This window comes from Shewanella fodinae (assembly GCF_014651955.1).
Classification (GTDB): domain Bacteria; phylum Pseudomonadota; class Gammaproteobacteria; order Enterobacterales; family Shewanellaceae; genus Shewanella; species Shewanella fodinae.
Window position 1 is genome coordinate 18989 of sequence record NZ_BMXW01000027.1, and the last position, 17736, is coordinate 36724.

At 49.8% G+C, this 17736-nt stretch carries 17 protein-coding genes; 11 read left to right on the forward strand and 6 right to left on the reverse strand.

All coding sequences use genetic code 11. The annotated features are described in order from the left end of the window. Nucleotides 1–5 precede the first annotated feature (5 nt). A complete protein-coding gene (locus IE064_RS16870) occupies nt 6–1199 on the reverse strand; it encodes a glycine C-acetyltransferase (protein ID WP_189618863.1) in 1194 nt (397 codons plus the stop codon). 208 nt (nt 1200–1407) lie between these two features. Continuing rightward, nucleotides 1408–2052, reverse strand: coding sequence for a TetR/AcrR family transcriptional regulator (locus IE064_RS16875; RefSeq protein WP_133038295.1), 645 nt, complete (start codon nt 2050–2052; stop codon nt 1408–1410). Nucleotides 2053–2147: 95 nt separating this feature from the next. Between IE064_RS16875 and waaA the strand changes: the two genes are divergently transcribed. After that, nucleotides 2148–3428 (forward strand): lipid IV(A) 3-deoxy-D-manno-octulosonic acid transferase, encoded by a 1281-nt coding sequence (waaA, locus tag IE064_RS16880; protein WP_189618864.1) that lies wholly within the window; start codon nt 2148–2150, stop codon nt 3426–3428. Here the strand turns inward: waaA and IE064_RS16885 are convergent. Next, entirely contained in the window at nt 3412–4143 is a 732-nt protein-coding gene (locus tag IE064_RS16885) for a 3-deoxy-D-manno-octulosonic acid kinase (RefSeq protein WP_373295291.1), read from the reverse strand. The genes waaA and IE064_RS16885 overlap by 17 nt on opposite strands. A 73-nt stretch (nt 4144–4216) precedes the next feature. On the opposite strand from IE064_RS16885, the gene IE064_RS16890 reads away from it, so the two are divergent. The 7 genes from IE064_RS16890 (at nt 4217) to IE064_RS16920 (ending at nt 11617) form a co-directional block, all read left to right on the forward strand. Beyond that, complete coding sequence (locus IE064_RS16890; protein ID WP_189618866.1) at nt 4217–5260, forward strand: glycosyltransferase family 9 protein; 1044 nt, start codon at nt 4217–4219, stop codon at nt 5258–5260. A 17-nt stretch (nt 5261–5277) separates the two neighbouring features. Next, entirely contained in the window at nt 5278–6351 is a 1074-nt protein-coding gene (locus tag IE064_RS16895) for a hypothetical protein (RefSeq protein ID WP_229800123.1), read from the forward strand. 49 nt (nt 6352–6400) lie between these two features. Then, nucleotides 6401–7516 (forward strand): glycosyltransferase family 9 protein, encoded by a 1116-nt coding sequence (locus IE064_RS16900; protein WP_189618867.1) that lies wholly within the window; start codon nt 6401–6403, stop codon nt 7514–7516. Nucleotides 7517–7558: 42 nt separating this feature from the next. Continuing rightward, the gene (locus IE064_RS16905; RefSeq protein WP_189618868.1) at nt 7559–8344 is read left to right on the forward strand and encodes a glycosyltransferase family 2 protein; all 786 of its coding nucleotides are present in this window, start codon (nt 7559–7561) and stop codon (nt 8342–8344) included. A gap of 38 nt (nt 8345–8382) precedes the next feature. Then, nucleotides 8383–9492: a glycosyltransferase gene (locus tag IE064_RS16910; RefSeq protein ID WP_189618869.1), complete on the forward strand. Its 1110-nt coding sequence runs from the start codon at nt 8383–8385 to the stop codon at nt 9490–9492. Between the two features lie 135 nt (nt 9493–9627). Beyond that, entirely contained in the window at nt 9628–10131 is a 504-nt protein-coding gene (gene coaD, locus IE064_RS16915) for a pantetheine-phosphate adenylyltransferase (RefSeq protein ID WP_189618870.1), read from the forward strand. Beyond that, complete coding sequence (locus tag IE064_RS16920; protein WP_189618871.1) at nt 10118–11617, forward strand: capsule assembly Wzi family protein; 1500 nt, start codon at nt 10118–10120, stop codon at nt 11615–11617. The genes coaD and IE064_RS16920 overlap by 14 nt, the downstream gene beginning before the upstream one ends. A gap of 274 nt (nt 11618–11891) precedes the next feature. Here the strand turns inward: IE064_RS16920 and IE064_RS16925 are convergent, their stop codons facing one another. The 3 genes from IE064_RS16925 to IE064_RS16935 are packed head-to-tail and all read right to left on the reverse strand — an operon-like array spanning nt 11892 to nt 15234. Next, on the reverse strand, nt 11892–13025 hold the full coding sequence (locus IE064_RS16925) for an ABC transporter permease (RefSeq protein ID WP_189618878.1): 1134 nt from the start codon (nt 13023–13025) through the stop codon (nt 11892–11894). Continuing rightward, the gene (locus IE064_RS16930; RefSeq protein ID WP_189618872.1) at nt 13025–13759 is read right to left on the reverse strand and encodes an ABC transporter ATP-binding protein; all 735 of its coding nucleotides are present in this window, start codon (nt 13757–13759) and stop codon (nt 13025–13027) included. Before IE064_RS16930 ends, IE064_RS16925 begins: the two co-directional genes overlap by 1 nt. Next, entirely contained in the window at nt 13756–15234 is a 1479-nt protein-coding gene (locus IE064_RS16935) for an alpha/beta fold hydrolase (RefSeq protein WP_189618873.1), read from the reverse strand. Before IE064_RS16935 ends, IE064_RS16930 begins: the two co-directional genes overlap by 4 nt. A gap of 85 nt (nt 15235–15319) precedes the next feature. On the opposite strand from IE064_RS16935, the gene IE064_RS16940 reads away from it, so the two are divergent. The 3 genes from IE064_RS16940 to IE064_RS16950 are packed head-to-tail and all read left to right on the forward strand — an operon-like array spanning nt 15320 to nt 17630. Next, nucleotides 15320–15709, forward strand: a complete 390-nt coding sequence (locus IE064_RS16940; protein ID WP_189618874.1) for a GntR family transcriptional regulator — start codon at nt 15320–15322, stop codon at nt 15707–15709. Between the two features lie 20 nt (nt 15710–15729). Continuing rightward, the gene (locus IE064_RS16945; RefSeq protein ID WP_189618875.1) at nt 15730–16569 is read left to right on the forward strand and encodes an ABC transporter ATP-binding protein; all 840 of its coding nucleotides are present in this window, start codon (nt 15730–15732) and stop codon (nt 16567–16569) included. Further along, entirely contained in the window at nt 16566–17630 is a 1065-nt protein-coding gene (locus IE064_RS16950) for a hypothetical protein (RefSeq protein WP_189618876.1), read from the forward strand. Before IE064_RS16945 ends, IE064_RS16950 begins: the two co-directional genes overlap by 4 nt. The last annotated feature ends 106 nt before the right edge of the window (nt 17631–17736 follow it).

Genomic DNA, 17736 nt, shown 5'->3' on the forward strand with positions numbered 1-17736 from the left:
AATTTTTAGATAACACTCAGCTGTTTACCGATTCGGGTAAAGGCTTCGATGGCTTTGTCCAGCTGTGCTTTGGTATGGGCCGCTGACATTTGGGTACGGATGCGTGCTTGTCCCTTGGGCACTACGGGGAATGAGAAACCAATAACGTAGATATTTTCTTTAAGTAAGGCATCGGCAAAAGCACTGGCAAGTTTGGCATCGCCTAGCATTACTGGAATGATGGCATGATCCGCCCCCGCTAGCGTGAAGCCTGCTGCTGTCATCTGTTCCCGGAAATAACGACTGTTTTCCCAAACAGCATTGCGCAGGTCGTCACCATGTTCTAATAGTTCCAGTACTTTGATGGAAGCGCTGACGATTGCTGGCGCCAATGAGTTGGAAAACAAATAAGGGCGAGAGCGTTGCCGCAGCCAGTCAATCACCTCTTTTTTGGCGGCGGTGTAGCCACCGGAAGCGCCGCCAAGTGCTTTACCCAGTGTGCCGGTAATAATATCAACGCGACCCATTACCTCGCAGTATTCGTGGGTGCCGCGACCATGCGCACCAACAAAGCCCACAGCATGGGAATCGTCAACCATCACCAGCGCGCCGTATTTATCGGCTAGATCGCACACCCCTTTCAGGTTGGCAATTACACCATCCATAGAGAATACGCCGTCGGTGGCGATCAGAATGTGGCGGGCATTAGCCGCCTTTGCCGCTTGCAGTTGTTGCTCCAGATCGGCCATGTCGTTGTTGGCATAACGGAAGCGCATAGCCTTACACAAACGCACGCCATCAATGATGGAGGCATGGTTGAGTGCATCGGAGATAATCGCATCTTCGGCACCTAGCAGGGTTTCAAACAAACCGCCGTTAGCATCAAAACAAGAGGAGTACAGAATGCTGTCTTCCATTCCCAGAAATGCGGCGATTTTGGCTTCCAACTGTTTATGGATGTCCTGTGTCCCACAGATAAAACGTACCGATGCCATGCCAAAGCCGTGGGCGTCCATGCCTTGCTGCGCCGCTTCAATCAATTGTGGGTGGTTAGCCAATCCCAGATAGTTATTGGCGCAGAAGTTGATAACTTCATGCTCGCCAACGCGAATCGCGGTTTGTTGCGGTGAGACAATCACCCGTTCGTTTTTGTATAGACCTTCGGCTTTAGTGTCAGCCAGTTGTTGCTGAATTTGGGCGTAGAATGAGGAAGATGCCACCTTAAGTCTCCTTGGTTTGATTATGTTGACTTGTGGAGTGGCGGCATTTTAACCCCAAAGTTCAGGGCTCTACAGCGATTTTTATCCGCCATCAAATTGGATTAGTCAAACTAGGGCAGATTGCTGTAATTGATAAATAAATCTAATGAATCTGCTAGTAACTTCTCGTCGGTTAATCTTGTGTAACTGGTTGTTTCTCTTTACTGATTTACTGTGGCTTGCGCGCCAACTCAGCGTAATGTTGCTCCAGCCGGACAAAAGTGTTTGCTGAATGGCTGGTGGCATATCCATTAAAAATCATCAGTACCCGCAGCACGCCTTCGTAAAGGGTGGCCTTGGTAATGCCAGTGGCATCGGATTGCGTCAGTTGGTAGCTGATCCAAAAGCTGACCATCATTCTGATGGTGTCAGCTAGACGGCTAATTTTGTCAGGTGCAACTGCTAGAAAACCATCGCGACACAACTGTGTCAGCAGCTCTGTGGCATGGGTTTGCACTCGAGTTTGTACTTTCAGATAACGCAGCTTCAACGCTTCATCTCGCCCGAGAATATCCACTAAGTTGGCATACATAAAGCGAAACTGCCACATGGTGTAAAAGATGGCATCGAAGTAGCGGATCAGCAATTCTACATCCAGTTGTTGTGGCGTATAGGGCTGAAAGGCTGACTCTAAGTGATTTTCGTACAGGGTAAAGATGCTGCGGATAATGTCTTCTTTATTACGAAAGTGGTAATAGAGATTGCCTGGACTCATACCGAGATGGGCGGCGATATGGTTGGTGGTGGTACTGCGTTCACCATTCTCGTTAAATAACTGCAGACTAGCTTGGATGATTCGATCACGGGTTTTCATAGAGTTCCTTTGCAAACGCAAGTCCTGGTTATTGCCACGGCAGCGACTATGTTAACATTCTCCTCATTGTGGTTGAACCTTCCGATAATTGTCTGATGAATCTGCGTTATTACTCATTATTGTTATATCTGTTGACGCCGCTATTGCTGCTGTATCTGGCGTTTCGTGCGCTCAAGAGTGCGGATTATCGAGGGCGCTGGGGGGAACGCTTTGGCCTGAGTCAGTTAAGGCGTAGCGATATACTGATCCACAGTGTTTCCATGGGCGAAACCTTAGCGGCGTTACCCTTGATCCGCATACTGCAACAGCAGCGGCCAGATCTCAGTATTACGGTGACCACTACCAGTCCCACAGGCTCCAGAGAAGTCATCAAAGCACTAGGGAACAGTGTGCAGCATCAATACCTGCCATTTGATCTGCCTTGGTGTATTCGGCGTTTTCTTAAACAGTTACAGCCACAGTTAGTGATTATGATGGAGACCGAACTGTGGCCCAACCTGTTGCATCAGGCAAAACAGCAAGGAGCCCAACTGCTGTTGGCGAATGCTAGGTTGTCGGCTAAATCGGCCGCCAATTATCATAAATGGCCGAAGCTCAGCCGCCCGATGTTACAGTCGTTGGACCGCATTGCCGTACAAACCGCCACGGAAGCGCAGCGTTTCATTGAGTTGGGTGTTATGCCAAGCAAACTGCAAGTATGTGGTAGCCTCAAATTTGATCTGCAACTGGATGACAGCAAAATTGTTGTGGCCAAGGAACAGCGGCAGCAGTGGGGCCGTCAGACGTCGCCAGTATGGATCGCTGGCAGTGTCCATCCCGGTGAATTTGCAGCGATGTTGGATTGCCATAAAACCCTGCTGCAACAATGGCCGCAAGCGTTATTGATTATGGTGCCTCGTCATCCCGAGCAATTTGATAATGCTGCCGAGGTGATTCAGCGCAGCGGACTGCGTTTTGTGCGGCGCAGTCACAACACCCGTGTTAGTCATGAAACACAGGTATTGCTGGCCGATACGATGGGCGAGTTGCTGGCGCTGTATAGTTGTGCCGATGTGGCTTTTGTAGGCGGGACACTGATCCCCAATGGCGGACATAATCCACTGGAACCAGCCGCCTTGGGGCTACCGGTATTAGAAGGGCCTAATTATCGAGATTTTAAAGAGATCAGTGGCTTGCTGGTGGATGCCGGGGCGATGCAGATTGTGGCGGATGCACCGCAATTGGCGGCGGCTATACAAGGATTATGGTCTGATGTGGAACGTTGGCAACAGGCAAGTCGTGCCAGTTTAGCGGTGGTCTCCGCTAATAAAGGTGCACTCGAAAGGCAGTCGACGTTAGTGTTGCAGTTGCTGGCAAGCATTAAGTCCGCGGATTAACCTGGTGATATCCCTTGAGTAACCATTGCCAGCATTGCTCGTTGAAGGCCAGTGTTGGTTGTTTGCCTCGTTCCTTATTAAAGGAACGTAATAACCGTTGCAAATTCGCCTGTTGCCATTGCGATGCTACTTTTTTAAAACAACCGCGGTCGAAATCAATCAGATAAAATTTGTCGCCGCTGAGCAGAATATTTTTAGCATTCAAGTCCGCGTGATAAACACCACGACAGTGAAATTCAGCGATCTGAGCCCCTAATGCTTGCCACTGAGTTTCGGTCAATGTTGTGTGTGCCAGAATGGCCACTAGATCGCTTGCTCCAGCAATGCGCTCAATCAAAATATCGGCTCGATACCACCAGCCAAAACGCTCGATGTTCGCGGCGATCGGTTTGGGTACCGGTAACCCTTGCTGGTATAGCTGTTCTAGCAGCACCAATTCGGCCACTGCCCGGGTTTGGTGAAAACCGGTAAACAGGTAGGCATCCTTGCTGAACTTTTCCATCAAACCGCCGCGCCAGTAGTGGCGTAATACCCAGTGTTGCTGCGCATAGCGCACAAACCAAGTGGTGTAGCGCCCCTTGGAAGTGCCGGTGATCAACTGTTGCTCACGCCAGAAAGAATCACGAAACCATGTTGGGGTAATTTCTGTTGGAGTGGCGTCGGTTGCAGCGATGCAGCCTGTGGCGGTTTTGATGAAGTGCATGGGAAATCTAATGTGTAAGCATGGAACCTGCGGCCATTCTACATTAAGATCCGGGGCTTGCATCCCATAACTGGCATTTGTTCCGATGAGTTTTGATCCCCGCCAAATTCGCTCACTGTGTGTATTGCGTTTATCTGCTATTGGCGATGTGTGTCATGCGGTTGCCATGGTACAGGCGATTCAGCGGCAATATCCAACCTTGGCTATCACCTGGGTGATTGGCAAAGTGGAGTACCAACTTCTCAAATACCTGCCGGGGATTGAATTTGTCGTGTTTGATAAATCTCAGGGATGGCGTAGTTATCGCGCGCTGAAACAAGCCTTTCACGGTCGCCGTTTTGATGTTCTGCTGCATATGCAGGTGGCGCTGCGTGCCACTATTGCGTCCTTGATGATCCCGGCAAAAATTCGTATTGGCTTTGATCGCGCCCGTGCTAAAGAAGGGCAGTGGCTGGTCACTAATGAGCGGGTGGCACCACTGGCAACTCCACATGTACTTGATGGTTTTATGGGATTTGCCGCCAAGTTGGGAGTAACGGACCTCAAGCCGCGCTGGGATATACCGATCCCAACGGCTGATAGTGCATTTGCTGAGCAACTTATGGGAACTCAACGGTGGTTTGTTATCTGCCCAGCGGCCAGCAAAGCTGAACGTAATTGGTTGCCGGAAAGTTATGCTGCCGTGGCCGAACATGCGGCAGCTCAGGGGTTTAACATCATGCTCTGTGGCGGCCCTGCGGTGATGGAACAGCAGCTTGCCAGCGATATCATCAACGCCTGTCAGTGTCAGATCACTAATCTTGTGGGGAAAACCACCTTGGTTCAGATGCTGGCAATCTTACGTCAGGCATCATTGGTGTTAGCGCCGGATACCGGGCCAACTCACATGGCGGTGACACAGGGCACGCCGGTCATTGGCTTGTATGCGCATTCAAACCCAGGTCGCACCGGCCCCTATCTGTGGCAACAGTATGTGGTAAGTGCTTACCAGCAGGCCATTAATGCACAATTTTCGGGGCAAACGGTGCCCTGGGGAACCCGCGCTAAAGGTGAACAACTGATGTCTCAAATTCCGGTAGCAGCCGTTATTGGGATGTTCGATCAGGTTGTATTAGAACAACACTTGTAGCTTACATGGATGAATTTATGGTTGGGTCATCCCATAAGGGAATGAAATTTTTATTTATTCCGGTCTCTTCTGCGGAGGGGATTGGTGAATATATGCGCTCACTTATTATCGCAGACGCTATCGCTGACCGTTGGCCGCAGGCGCAGATCCGTTTTATTCTTCATCGCGATGCACCTTATGTCAGTGCTTGCCGTTACCCAACAGAGTTACTGGATGAAACGCCGACCAAACGGGTGGCGGCGGTGAATCAGATAGTCTCAGACTATCGACCCGATGTGGTCATTTTCGATGCCTCTGGCCGCAAAACGCAGCTACAACATGCGAAGCGTTGTGGTGCAAAAGTCATCTTTATCAGCCAACATCGGCGTAAACGCAGCCGTGGCCTTAAATGGCAACGATTACGGGTAACTGATAGCCACTGGGTTGTGCAGCCAAAGTTTTTTATCGGTGATATCAGTTGGTTGGAGCGGTTGAAGTTACGGTGGCTGCGAAAGCCTGAGCCGATAACTGTTGGTCCAGTGTTTAGCTCTCCGCAACCAGCTCGGCAACAACAGCTACTATCACAATATAACTTACGTGCTAACAATTTCTGGTTATTTAACGCCGGGTCAGGTGGCCATCAGGTGGCTGGTAAACTGGTGGCGGATACTTTTGCCAAAGCCGCTGCGGGTGTTTATCAACAAACGGGCATGCCTTGTGTCATGGTGTTTGGCGCTAACTACCGGCAAGCTTTGCCACAATATCCCGGTGTAGTGGCCGTTACTGATATTGATAATGTGTCATTTATCAGCCTGTTGGCGGCAGCAGCTAGTGCTGTATTGGCAGGCGGCGATACCTTATTGCAAGCGCTGGCCTTACATATTCCTACCGTTGCCGTGCCGGTGGCGAAAGACCAACACGCGCGGATCAACAGCTGTGCTGCACAGCATCTGTGCCTCAAAGCTGAATTTGATACAAGCGTGATGATTAACTGCGCGATAGCGTTACGGGAACCTGAGATGCAAATGCAGCTCAAACAACAGATGTCGTCACAAGGATTAAGCAACGGCCTTGACGTGGTGATGGCGCAGCTCGAAGCTTTGCTGAGATAGGGACAACAGGTTGCAATGTTTCTGCAGTATTGAAAGGTGACAAATAATAATGGCGGTAATTGATAACACATTACTCTCTCAAGCCAAAAAACTGTTGGTGATGTCGCCTTTTGCCTTGGGTGACTTCCTGTACATAAAAACATTTCTAGAAGCGCTGAAACAGCAATATCCACAGCTGCAAATCGATATCTGGCTGGATGATGATCGCAACGATAAGCAGGCGTGGCGCTTGGCTCGTAGCCATATTATGCAGCAGTGGATTGAGGCAGAAGCTGCCTTTGGCAATATGTGGGGATGCTGCGATTCTGTGGCGCAGCAGCAGCGTCAGATAGCGCAAGCAGCGCAGCAAAATTACGACATTGTCGTTACTTTGCCGCAATCTAGAGGCAAGCGTTACTTGAGTCTTGCGCGCCAAATTGCCCCTAATGCCTTATTAGTTGCTGGTCCATGTCAGTCATGGCTGGCGAGAATGTTCGGGTTCTGGTTTTATCGCAAGGCCAATGCGCGCTTTTCGCCAGATATCACGTTATTGCCGCAGGAACACCATATTACTGATCGCTATTATCAGTGGGCCCATGGTATTTTTGGCATTGAGCTGTCAGGTTCAGCATTATTACCGCGTTTGCGACCAAGTATCCAGCATCTCACCGCAGCAAAACAATGGCTGCAACAGCACTTCCCCGCGCAAACTGGCCCGTTGATTTTTCTGAATCATCTTTCTACCGATCATCGACGCGATTGGAACTTAACCCAGTTATTTGAGTTGATTAATCGTTTGAATCAACTGCAGCAAAGCCGGTTTATCTTGAATGTCACTGGCGAAAAACAGGCGGAAGTTCAACAGGCTGTTGCCCAACTGCCAGCAGCAATGCAGCAGCGGATAGCGATATTCACTGTGACCGGGCATTTCTTTGAACTGCCCGCCATGATTGCTAGTTGTGATTTGGTCATCAGTGTTGAAACCTCCATCATGCATTTTGCTGGCGCATTACATGTGCCGTTAATTGCGTTGATGCGGCAGCGGAAACCATACTGGGCACCACCAAAGAGTGAACTCTCTTCGGTGATTTATGCGGCTGATAATGGTTATGTCAGCGATATTTCTGTGCAGCAGGTGATGGATGTTATTGCCCAGCGTTCGTTGCTGGCAGCGCGGGACAACTGACGACTCATACCCCATTAATTAATGCACAGAGAATGAAGCCGCATGCGACAACATAAAATCTCTTGTTTTCTGATCGTCTGTAATGAAGCCGACCGTATAGAGCGGTGTCTGGCACCACTGCAGGGTTGGGTCGATGAATTGATTATTCTGGACTCAGGCAGTACAGATGGCACAGTGGAAATTGCCCAAAAGTATACCAGTGAAGTACATTGCACTGACTGGCCGGGATATGGTCCGCAACGTAATCGCGCCTTGGCGATGTGTCAGTACGACTGGGTATTAACCATTGATGCTGACGAAGTCGTCACCGATGCTTTGAAAGCGGAAATAGACGAGGTACTGTCGGTTGCTAAACCTGATGCCAATATGATCAAAATTCCTTGGAAAACATACTTCTTTGGGAAGTTTTTAAATCATGGTCGTTACACGGCTCCGCAAGGCAAACTGTTTTATAAGGTTGGCGCTAAGTTTAAAGAGCGACAGGTGCATGAGACTTTGCTACAGCCTAATCAGCGTATCAAAGTACTGAAATCAGCGTTACTGCATTACAGTTGGCGTAACTATCAACATGTGCAGGAAAAACACCTTAAATATGCTTGCCTGATGGCTCAGGAAAAAGCGAATAAGGGTAAGAAGAGCACCATCGGATTCGCGGTATTACGTTTTTTCACGGATTTTTTCCAGCAATATGTGCTGAGTCTGGGATTCTTGGATGGGTGGCGTGGCCTGCTGATGGCGATTATTCTCGGCGAATATGCATTTCATAAATATGCCGCATTAGCGGAGTTATCGTTACCCCAAGACGCTGCCACCGTAGAGCGTCGTTAGCATGAATCCATCTTGTTGTATTTAATAGGGATTCAGACATGTCACATAACTCGAATAAACGCATTGCCATTGTCATTGATTCCCTAGCCGGTGGTGGTGCGGAAAAGGTGATGTTAACGCTGGCGAAGGGCTTGTTGGCGCGGGGGCATCAGCCGCATATCCTAGTGCTGCAGCCTGCGGTGGAACATGAAGTGCCCGCCGAGATTCCGCTACATTTTTGCTTTGATGCACACACGCGCAACTTAGACAGCCTCTGGCGTTTGGGAACGTCTGTCGCCAGACTCAAGCAATATCTGGAAACCTTGCAGCAGCAAGTGGGGCGCTTTGATCTGTTTTTATCCAATTTGCATCAGACCAATCTGCTGATGACGCGTACTGGCGTTGCTCCGCTCTATTGTGTGGTGCACAATTCAATGGATGAGGAACTGCAACGTCAGCGCAAGTTGGGGCCGCTGGCTTGGCTGGAGATGCGGCGGGCACAGCGGGCGCTTAATGGCCAGCATTTGATCGCCGTATCTGAAGGTGTGGCGAATGAACTGCGGCATTCAAGGCGAATTAAGCCCGCCTCAGTTACCACCATTTATAATCCGTTCTCATTAGCAGAGATTCGCCAGCAAGCTGAAGCCCAGACAGCAGATTTACCTGCGGGTGATTATATAATTCACGTTGGTCGTTTTGCCCGGCAGAAGCGCCACGATGTGTTATTCGCCGCCTTAAAAAAGATGCGGCATGACATCCCGCTGGTACTGTTGTGCAGTAATCGCAGAAAAGCACTCAAGGCTATTCGTAAGATGGGGCTGGAGCAGCGGGTGATTGTGCCCGGTTTTCAGCAAAATCCTTTTCCTTGGATCAAACATGCTCGGTTGTTGGTGCTTAGCTCCGATTACGAAGGGTTTGGCAATGTGCTGCTGGAAGCGTTGGCGTTGGGAACGCCAGCCGTCAGTACCCGTTGTCCCCATGGCCCCAGTGAAATCCTTAGTGGTGCTTTATCACAGTGGTTGGTGCCGCGCCGAGATCCTGCGGCATTGGCGGCAGCTATGGATCGCGCGCTAGATCTGCCGCCCGATGTTTCATCGGCGGGAATCCTCGACAAGGTATCGTTAGACACTATCGTTACGCGTTACTTGTCTTTGCTTGCTCGCGACTGATATTCACAAACAGCAAGTAAGCTAGGGTTGTGCATGCTCGGGACGGTTGTGGCAGAATACCGCTCCAATATAGAAAAATCCGGCAACGGTGCAGCAGTTGCGCCGTCGAATCATCTCCAGGGCTACGGAGGAATCATGCATACCAGGGCCATCTATCCGGGAACCTTTGATCCTGTTACTAATGGTCATGCCGATCTGATTGAACGTGCGGCGTCGCTATTTCCATCATTGGTGATCGCGGTAGCGACAAATCCTTCCAAGCAACCGCGTTTTTCGCTACAGCAACGAGTGGCTATGTTGCAGACAGTTACCGCTCATCTAACAAATGTGCAAGTGGTGGGATTCAGCGGTTTGTTGGTGGATTTTGCTAAACAGCAACAGGCAACTGTTCTGGTCCGTGGTTTACGGGCCGTGTCAGATTTTGAGTATGAGTTCCAGCTCGCCAGCATGAATCGCCGTCTGTATCCTGGCTTGGAAAGTGTGTTTCTGACTCCGGCAGAAGAAAACTCATTTATTTCATCGACGTTGGTAAAAGAAGTCGCACTGCATGGCGGCGATGTCAGCCAGTTTGTGCATCCAGAGGTCGCTACCGCGTTGCGACAGTTATTCAGTAAACAAGGAAGTCATGATGTTAAGTAGAGCGTTAAAAATTTCCTGGTGCCTCGCTGCGTTGTTGGCTAGCGCGCTGGTTGCTGCTGCGCCTTGGGTCGATACTCACGATGTGTATCTGCGGGCGGATATTCAGGCATTGGCTGATGCCGGGGTGATCACCGTGCCCATCAACACCTATCCCTTGATGTGGGCCGGCATTGGGGCTGATCTTGCCAAGGTGGAGCCGGAAAAGCTCAATGCGGCCCAGCAACAAGCCTTCGCCAGAGTGAATTATTATTACCAGCAGGCCACCTCTAACGAAGGCAACAGCAGTGTTAAGGCGTCATTGGCTTCAGACGCTGCTCGGTTCCAGCATTTTGGTTCCGACTATCGGGAAAAGGGGGAACTGACTGCATCCCATGATTATGTGGGTAAGCGCTTTGCTTACAAGTTGTCAGTTACAGGTGCGTTAGATCCGCAGGATGACAAGTCACTACGTTTAGATGATTCCTATTTCGCCGCCATTTTGGGGAACTGGGTGGTGACCGCCGGTACCGTGCCACAGTGGTGGGGGCCTGGATTTGATACCGGCCTGATTAAAACCAACAATGCCCGACCGATGCCATCAATCATGTTAAGCCGTAATGATGCCCATGGTTTTGAAACTCCTTGGTTGTCGTGGATTGGCCCTTGGACCTTAACCACGGGCTTCAGTTGGGAAAATGATGACCGTGCTATTGATGACACCGTGCTATGGAATTTCCGCGGTACGCTGAAACCATTGCGGCAACTGGAAATAGGGTTTTCCTGGACAACACAGATTTGTGGTCAGGGGCAAGAATGTAGCCTGAGTTCTTTTTGGGATACCATTTCCGGCAACACTGAATGTGCTGACGGTTCAGCAACTTGTGATTCGTCTTTGGACAGTAAAATCGGTAATCAGATGGCGGGTTTTGATATGCGCTATGCCGATAACTGGTTTGGTGTGCCTGTGGGCCTCTATTTTGAACGTACCTGTGAAGACTCCAGTGGCCCATCGCCTTGGCAGTTAACCGATTGCGCCATGCTCTATGGTGCTGATACGCGGTTCAGTTTTAGCCAGCAGCAGTACAAGCTGTTTTTGGAATATTCCAACACTATGGTGGCTTGCGGTACCGATCCCAATTCATTCAACTGTTTCTACGAACACTATACCTATCTGAGCGGTTCCCGTTACTATCGCCGTAGCTTAGGTTCTACTTACGATAGCGATGCAAAGGTCTATGTTCTGGGGTTGATTGGCCAGTATAGTAATAGCCGCGGATTGCAGGCTTACTTGCGTTATGCCCGGCTTAATGATGATGGCCGTAGTCCAAATAATCCCTGGACGCCCAATTTCCCACAGGAAAAATTGTTGATGTTAGAACTCAGTTACCGCTGGCCGATGTTTGATGGCATGGTGACGTTAGGTGGCACAGCATCACATTCAGAATATGAGCTGAAAGATAACGACTCGGATAGCAGCATTTTTGGTAGCTACGAATACCGTTTTTAGTTGTTACCATCGGAATGAAAAACGCCGACGAATGTCGGCGTTTTGCTACTATGAACGACCCAATAACGAACGACCCAATAACCGCCACCAAAAACACATTTCCAGTGAGGTTCCGGTTAGCACTAATACAAAACTGCTATAGTGAGCGCCTGATGTATATGCCAGTAAGGCCGCAGGCAACAGTAATAGTGTGAGCCATCGTCGCTGTTTCCATAATTGAGACATTACTTTTCCTTACCTGAATTTAGGGCCTAACAGCTAGCACCTCTAGGCATCATAAACCGAACACGACTTTTTCACTGCGTAACATCCGCGCTAACGCCGTTGCCAGAATTGCCGCAATCAATAATGTCAGTCCCGAGGCTATTGCCAGTTCCATCCACGGCAAGGTTTTACCCTTGATCACTTCCATCAGAGCCTGTTGCTGGCCGGAAACTGGCAGCCATTTCAGCACTTCAGGGGCGATGTTGTAGCTGGCGCTCATGGCTAATGCCAATGGAATGAACATCACCATAGTCAGATAGGACTGCGCTTCCTTGAAGGTTTTCGCCATAAAAGAGACAAACAGTTGCAGGCTGGCAGCCAACATGGCAACAGGCAAACCCACCACCAGCATCAACAGCATAAACTGTGGGCTGATGCTGATACTGAAGCCCAATTCTGCCCATGGCACCAGCGGGTAGGCAAAGTGGGAAATCAGCAGGATCAATATCAATCCCAGCATTGCAAAAGCGGTGACTGCCAGCAATTTGGAGATGACCAATTGGCCGGTGGTGACTGGGTGGCTCAGCAATAAGCCGAGTGAGTTGCGTTCCCGTTCGCCAGCACTGGTGTCAATTGCCAGATTCATGCCGGAGATAAACACCGAATACAGCATGGTAAACAAGGCTATGCCGAGGATCATGCCGCCTTTGGAGTCTGGTGTGGCCTGATCGTGCATTTCCACTTTCAGCGGTTGCAATACGCGAGGGTCAATGCCTCGTGCTATCAGTCGCAAACTGCCCATCTCGGCAGAGTAGGCTTGCAGCGCTTTTTGTAGGCGGCGGATAGAATCCTGCATTTTTTCATCGGAGTTATCGGCAATGACGGTCACCTCGGCACTTTCGCCCCGCGCCATTTTTTGCGGATAGTCGGAGCTGATCTGTAACACCAGTTTGTCGGCCTTTTCTCCGCTGCCGCTGTTGATGCCTTGTTGCCCCAAGTAACGCACGAGATCCGGTGCCTTGTCGGCGTTAATCATTTTCACCGGCAGATCTTCCGGGCTGGATAACTGATTGATCAACACAATAAACAGCCCACACATCAGCAGCGGTGTGCCGATGGCATAATACAATCCCGCCAGCACCGAACGCTTGTCACGGCTGGCATCCACCAGTTCCTTACGCAGCAGCGTAAATACTTTTGCCATCATGCGGCGATCCCCTCGTCTGTCCCTATCAACTGAATAAATGCTTCTTCCAGCGACGTTTGTCCGGTCTGTTCACATAACTGCTGTGGGCTGCCGATAGCGGCTACCTTACCGTTGGCCATCACAATTACCCGATCGCATAATGCCGCTACTTCTTGCATCACATGGCTGGAAAACAGCACGCAATGGCCTTGCTGTTTTAACTGCAACAGTAAATCCCGTAGTACCCGGGTGCTCATTACATCCAGCCCGCGGGTGGGTTCATCCAGAATGATATTGGTGGGTTGGTGCACAATTGCCTGTGCCAGCGCTGTTTTCATCCGTTGTCCTTGGGAAAAGCCTTTGCAGCGGCGATCGGCAATATCCTCCATGCGCAATTTACTCAGTACCTCAGCAGTGGCAGTGCTGGCAGCCTGTTTGCTCATGCCGTTAAGGGCGGCAAAGTAGCGGATGTACTCGCGCGGTGTTAGCCGCTCATAAAGGCCAAAAGGATCGGGAAATAGCCCTAATTGTTGTTTGGCGGCAACCGGGTGTTTGGCCACGTCAATACCATCGATTTCAGCATAGCCTTCATCCGGTTTAAGCAGTCCAAAGATGGTTCGCAGACAGGTGGTTTTACCGGCACCATTCGGCCCCAATAGTCCGGTGATCATGCCGTCATCGGCGCTAAAGCTCAGTTGATTCAGTGCTTGAACCTTACCAATACGTTTGCTGATATTGCTGACCTTAATCATTGCTTATCCTCCCCAATCGCTTCAACGGTACTGGCATTCAGGTAGAAACTGCGGCGCACATCCTTGTTCAAGCATTTGCCATCAATCTGCTTGACCGATGCTTTCTCCACTAATTCCGCAATAAGGTCACCAGCACAGGATTGGGCTGCCACGTTGTGAGTGGCGTAGGGGGAGATCAGATGTTTGGCATTGGTGAGCTTGACTGCCGCCATCTCGGCCCATGCGGGCGGTGTGGCCGGGTCTTTTTCCCCTGACAGTAGTAATGTGGGAATGCTGCTCGCAATCGGCGCACTAAAATTTTTCAGTGCTGGTGGGATCTGCCAAATGGGGCAACTTTCATCAATGCCCTTTAGCATGACTTTGCCAATCACACTTTTTTCCGCATCTTGTCGCTGTGCCGCGGTCAAGCGTGGCCAGTCTTCGCCGCAAACTACCGCAGCATGCATCCCCATCGCCAGATCCAGTGAACCGCTCTGCAACGACAGCAGTCCCAGTATTGGCTGGTAGTTTTTGCGATAAGCCTGGTGGACAGCAAAAGGGATCAAGGCACGAATTGACGGTGAATACATCGCTAGTCGCAATGCGCCTTGGAGTTTGTCACGGGTGAACGTGAGCAGTGCTGTTTCCCCGGTCACTGGGTGATGAATTTTTTCCATTACTGGGTACTGCTGCAAGGTATCACTCAGCGTATCCAGTTCCTCACGTAATTTGGGAAAGGCTTTGCCACATAGCGGGTCTTTTTCACAATCACTGATAACCAGTGTTTGTGCACGTGCAATCGCTCCGCCGATTGCTAAGACACTTTGCTGCATTGGCACTACCCCATCTAGGGTAACAGTGGCGATAGCCTGCGGATAATGACGCATATACAGCTGTGCCATGCGCGTGCCATAAGAAACGCCATAGATATGCAGTTTTTGATAACCTAAGTGACGGCGTACCGCTTCAAAATCTGCCAGCGCTTGTTCGCTGCCGTATTGGCTAATGTCAGCATGTTGCTCGAGTTGCTTTTTACACTTGCGAACATCGGCAGCAATATCCATGGCTTCATCGTTGTGTGCCAGCATCGCAGTCAGATCTTCGCTGTCACAGTTCAGCGCATTTGACTGACCGGTACCGCGTTGATCTATTAGTAGAATATCTCGGTGCTGCCGAACTTTATGCAGCATCCGCTCAAACCCGGCTGCGTTCTCAATAGCCGATTGCCCCGGTCCTCCGGCAATCCCCAGCACCGCTTCCTGTGGTGCCAGATTCTTGATGGCGGGGATTACCACATAATGGATCGCAATCTTGCGCCCATCCGGTTTTGCTGGGTTTTCGGCAACTTCAACGCTGCCACATTGGAGCCTGTCGGATAGCCCGGTGGCGTAGCAACTGTTGCTGTGCCCTACTGCTATCGCTTGAATAGGTAAAGCACAGAACAGCCCTAACCCCATTAGCAGGCTGCGAATCCAGCAAGAGTAACGCCTTATCATGCGAATTTCCTTTTGCAATTAAAAAAAGGGTGTAGTAATTTTGTTTCATTGAGTGTATCAATGTATTAATACAGTGAGCAATAGTATGCTGGAACTTTTGCAGGTTAATCCCAGTAGTGGCGACCCTATTTACCGCCAACTTAGCGAACAAATCATCCACTTGATTGTTGGTGGACAGTTGCCCGCGCATACGGTGTTGCCTTCTGTACGTCAGATAGCCAGCTATCTTGCGGTTAATCCTATGACAGTTTCGCGGGCAATTCAGCAATTGGTTGAGCAGGGCTGGTTAGAACGGCGTCGTGGTCAGCCAACTCAAGTGGCTGAAAGAGTTAATAATCATGCGTCGGCCGAGGCCCTGTTACAGCCACAACTGGCAGTATTGCTGGCAAGTGCTCAACAACTTGGTTTATCAAAGCAACAGATTATAGATTTAATTGAAAAACAATGGGATAGGTCAAAAAGTACCGGAGCTTAGAGGAAGAGAGGAACATCACAATGGATGCGTTGTTGCAGTTAAATAAGGTGGTAAAGCGCTTTGAGGCTAACACGGTACTGGACGAAGTATCATTCACCCTCGAACCAGGGATGGTGGTGGGGTTGCTAGGTGCCAATGGTGCCGGTAAATCTACCTTAATGCGCATCGCTTTGGGCATTATTGATGCGGATGCTGGCGATATTGCGACTTTGGGGGAAGCACCAGCGCAATTAAGTGTGGCTGCTAAAGAAGCCATAGGTTACGTACCGCAACAGCCTTTCGGTTATGAGAATGCTACAGTGGCGATGGCATTGGCGCTGCACCGTAGTTTTTATGCAAGTTGGGATATGCAATTAGAGCAGCAGTGGTTGCAGCGTTTTGCTCTGGATGGCAAAACCAAGGTGAATAAATTGTCGGTAGGGCAGCGACAAGCGTTAGCCATTATCATGGCAATGGCCTATCGCCCCAAATTGCTATTGCTGGATGAACCTGTCGCAAGTTTAGATCCGTTAGCGAGACGGCAGTTTATGGCAGATCTGTTTGAACTGGCGTTGGAGTCTGGTTCTGCAGTGTTGTTTTCATCACATATTACGTCTGATTTGGAGCGGGTCGCGAGCCATGTCGCACTGCTCAAAAATGGCAAATTGCTGCTGATGCGCGAGCTGGATGAAATTAAGGAGCACATCCGCCTAGTGACTTTCCCTGAAGGCGTGATGCCAACATTTGGTGAGCATATTCGGGTATTACATCGGCGTGAGTATTCGTGGTTGATTGATGGTTATCGAGGCGAAACATGGGCCGGAGCGCTGCAGTGTCAGGCGCTGAATCTTGAGCAACTCTATCTGGAGTTGCATATATGAGTCCTTGGTTTCGTTATTATTGGTTCAATACCAGCACTTTGATGTCTCTCATTGCAGCTGTCATTCTGCCGATATTGGCAGCGTATGAAAGCTATCAGCACGATACAGCATCTTTGCAGTTAGCCTATGGCGGAATAGGTGTTTTCGCCTTCGTAGGAACCATACTGCAAAAGCTATTACAGTATATCAGCTTGGAATGGGCCCAAATTGTTCCTCGTTATAAGCCGCAATTACTGCGCCAATTAGGCGGAGCCTCTGTCATTTATGGCATTTTTATCATCGTGTTACAGTGTCTCTGGGGCAACGAACAGCTACTCAAATATAGTTGTGCTGGGGCTTATAGCGGTCTGCTGTTGTGCTATTTGTCATTTAAATCCCTAGGAATGCTGCAAAACATCTCTGTTATTGCACTGATTTTTTGCGCTGAGTATGTGCCCTTGTCCGTGAGTCTTGGGTTACTGGTGGGGGCCGCTATGCTTGTATGCTGGCAAATAAAATATCGGTTGCAGTGGCACCCCCAAGCTACCTCAGTGTTGTACCTTACGCGCGGTGATGCGGAGCGAACCTTAGGCGAGTTTTTAGGCCGTGGACTATCACAGCGAGGTTTCAATGCACTTACTCGCTGGCTGCATCCGCTCAGTTTTGTTTCTGGCGCTTATCTTATTGGCATCACCTTTTGGATATGGGGTCTGCCGATTTTTCTGTGGGTGGTTGCGGGGCTAGACGGTAAATCCTCGGCGGGAGAAATGGCAACCTACCTCGCTGCCGTGATGGCGGTGATTATCTTGTTGCTGGAGCCTATGTATCGCTTAAACCAAAGCAAACAGTTACAACTGCTCTGGTTATTACCTTGCTATCAGGGAAAACTGGCGTTGCGACAAGCTTATGTTAAGGCGCAGTGGCGTTTTATCGCGTTGTTGCTAGGTAGTGTATCGCTGTTTGGTATAGTGCAGAGCTTGATAGCACCACAGCTCACGTGGTTGTTACAGTTTCTGCACATCATGTTGTTGCTCTTTAATTGCTGTGTGGTTATTCAAACACTAAATAACTGTTCCAAATAGTAGATCACAGGAAGGGAACTCAGTCCTGTTTGAGCGATCAGATCTATCGCCAAACAAACCCACCACTCGCCGAGGACTGGGAATGGCCATCTTAGCACCACTATGC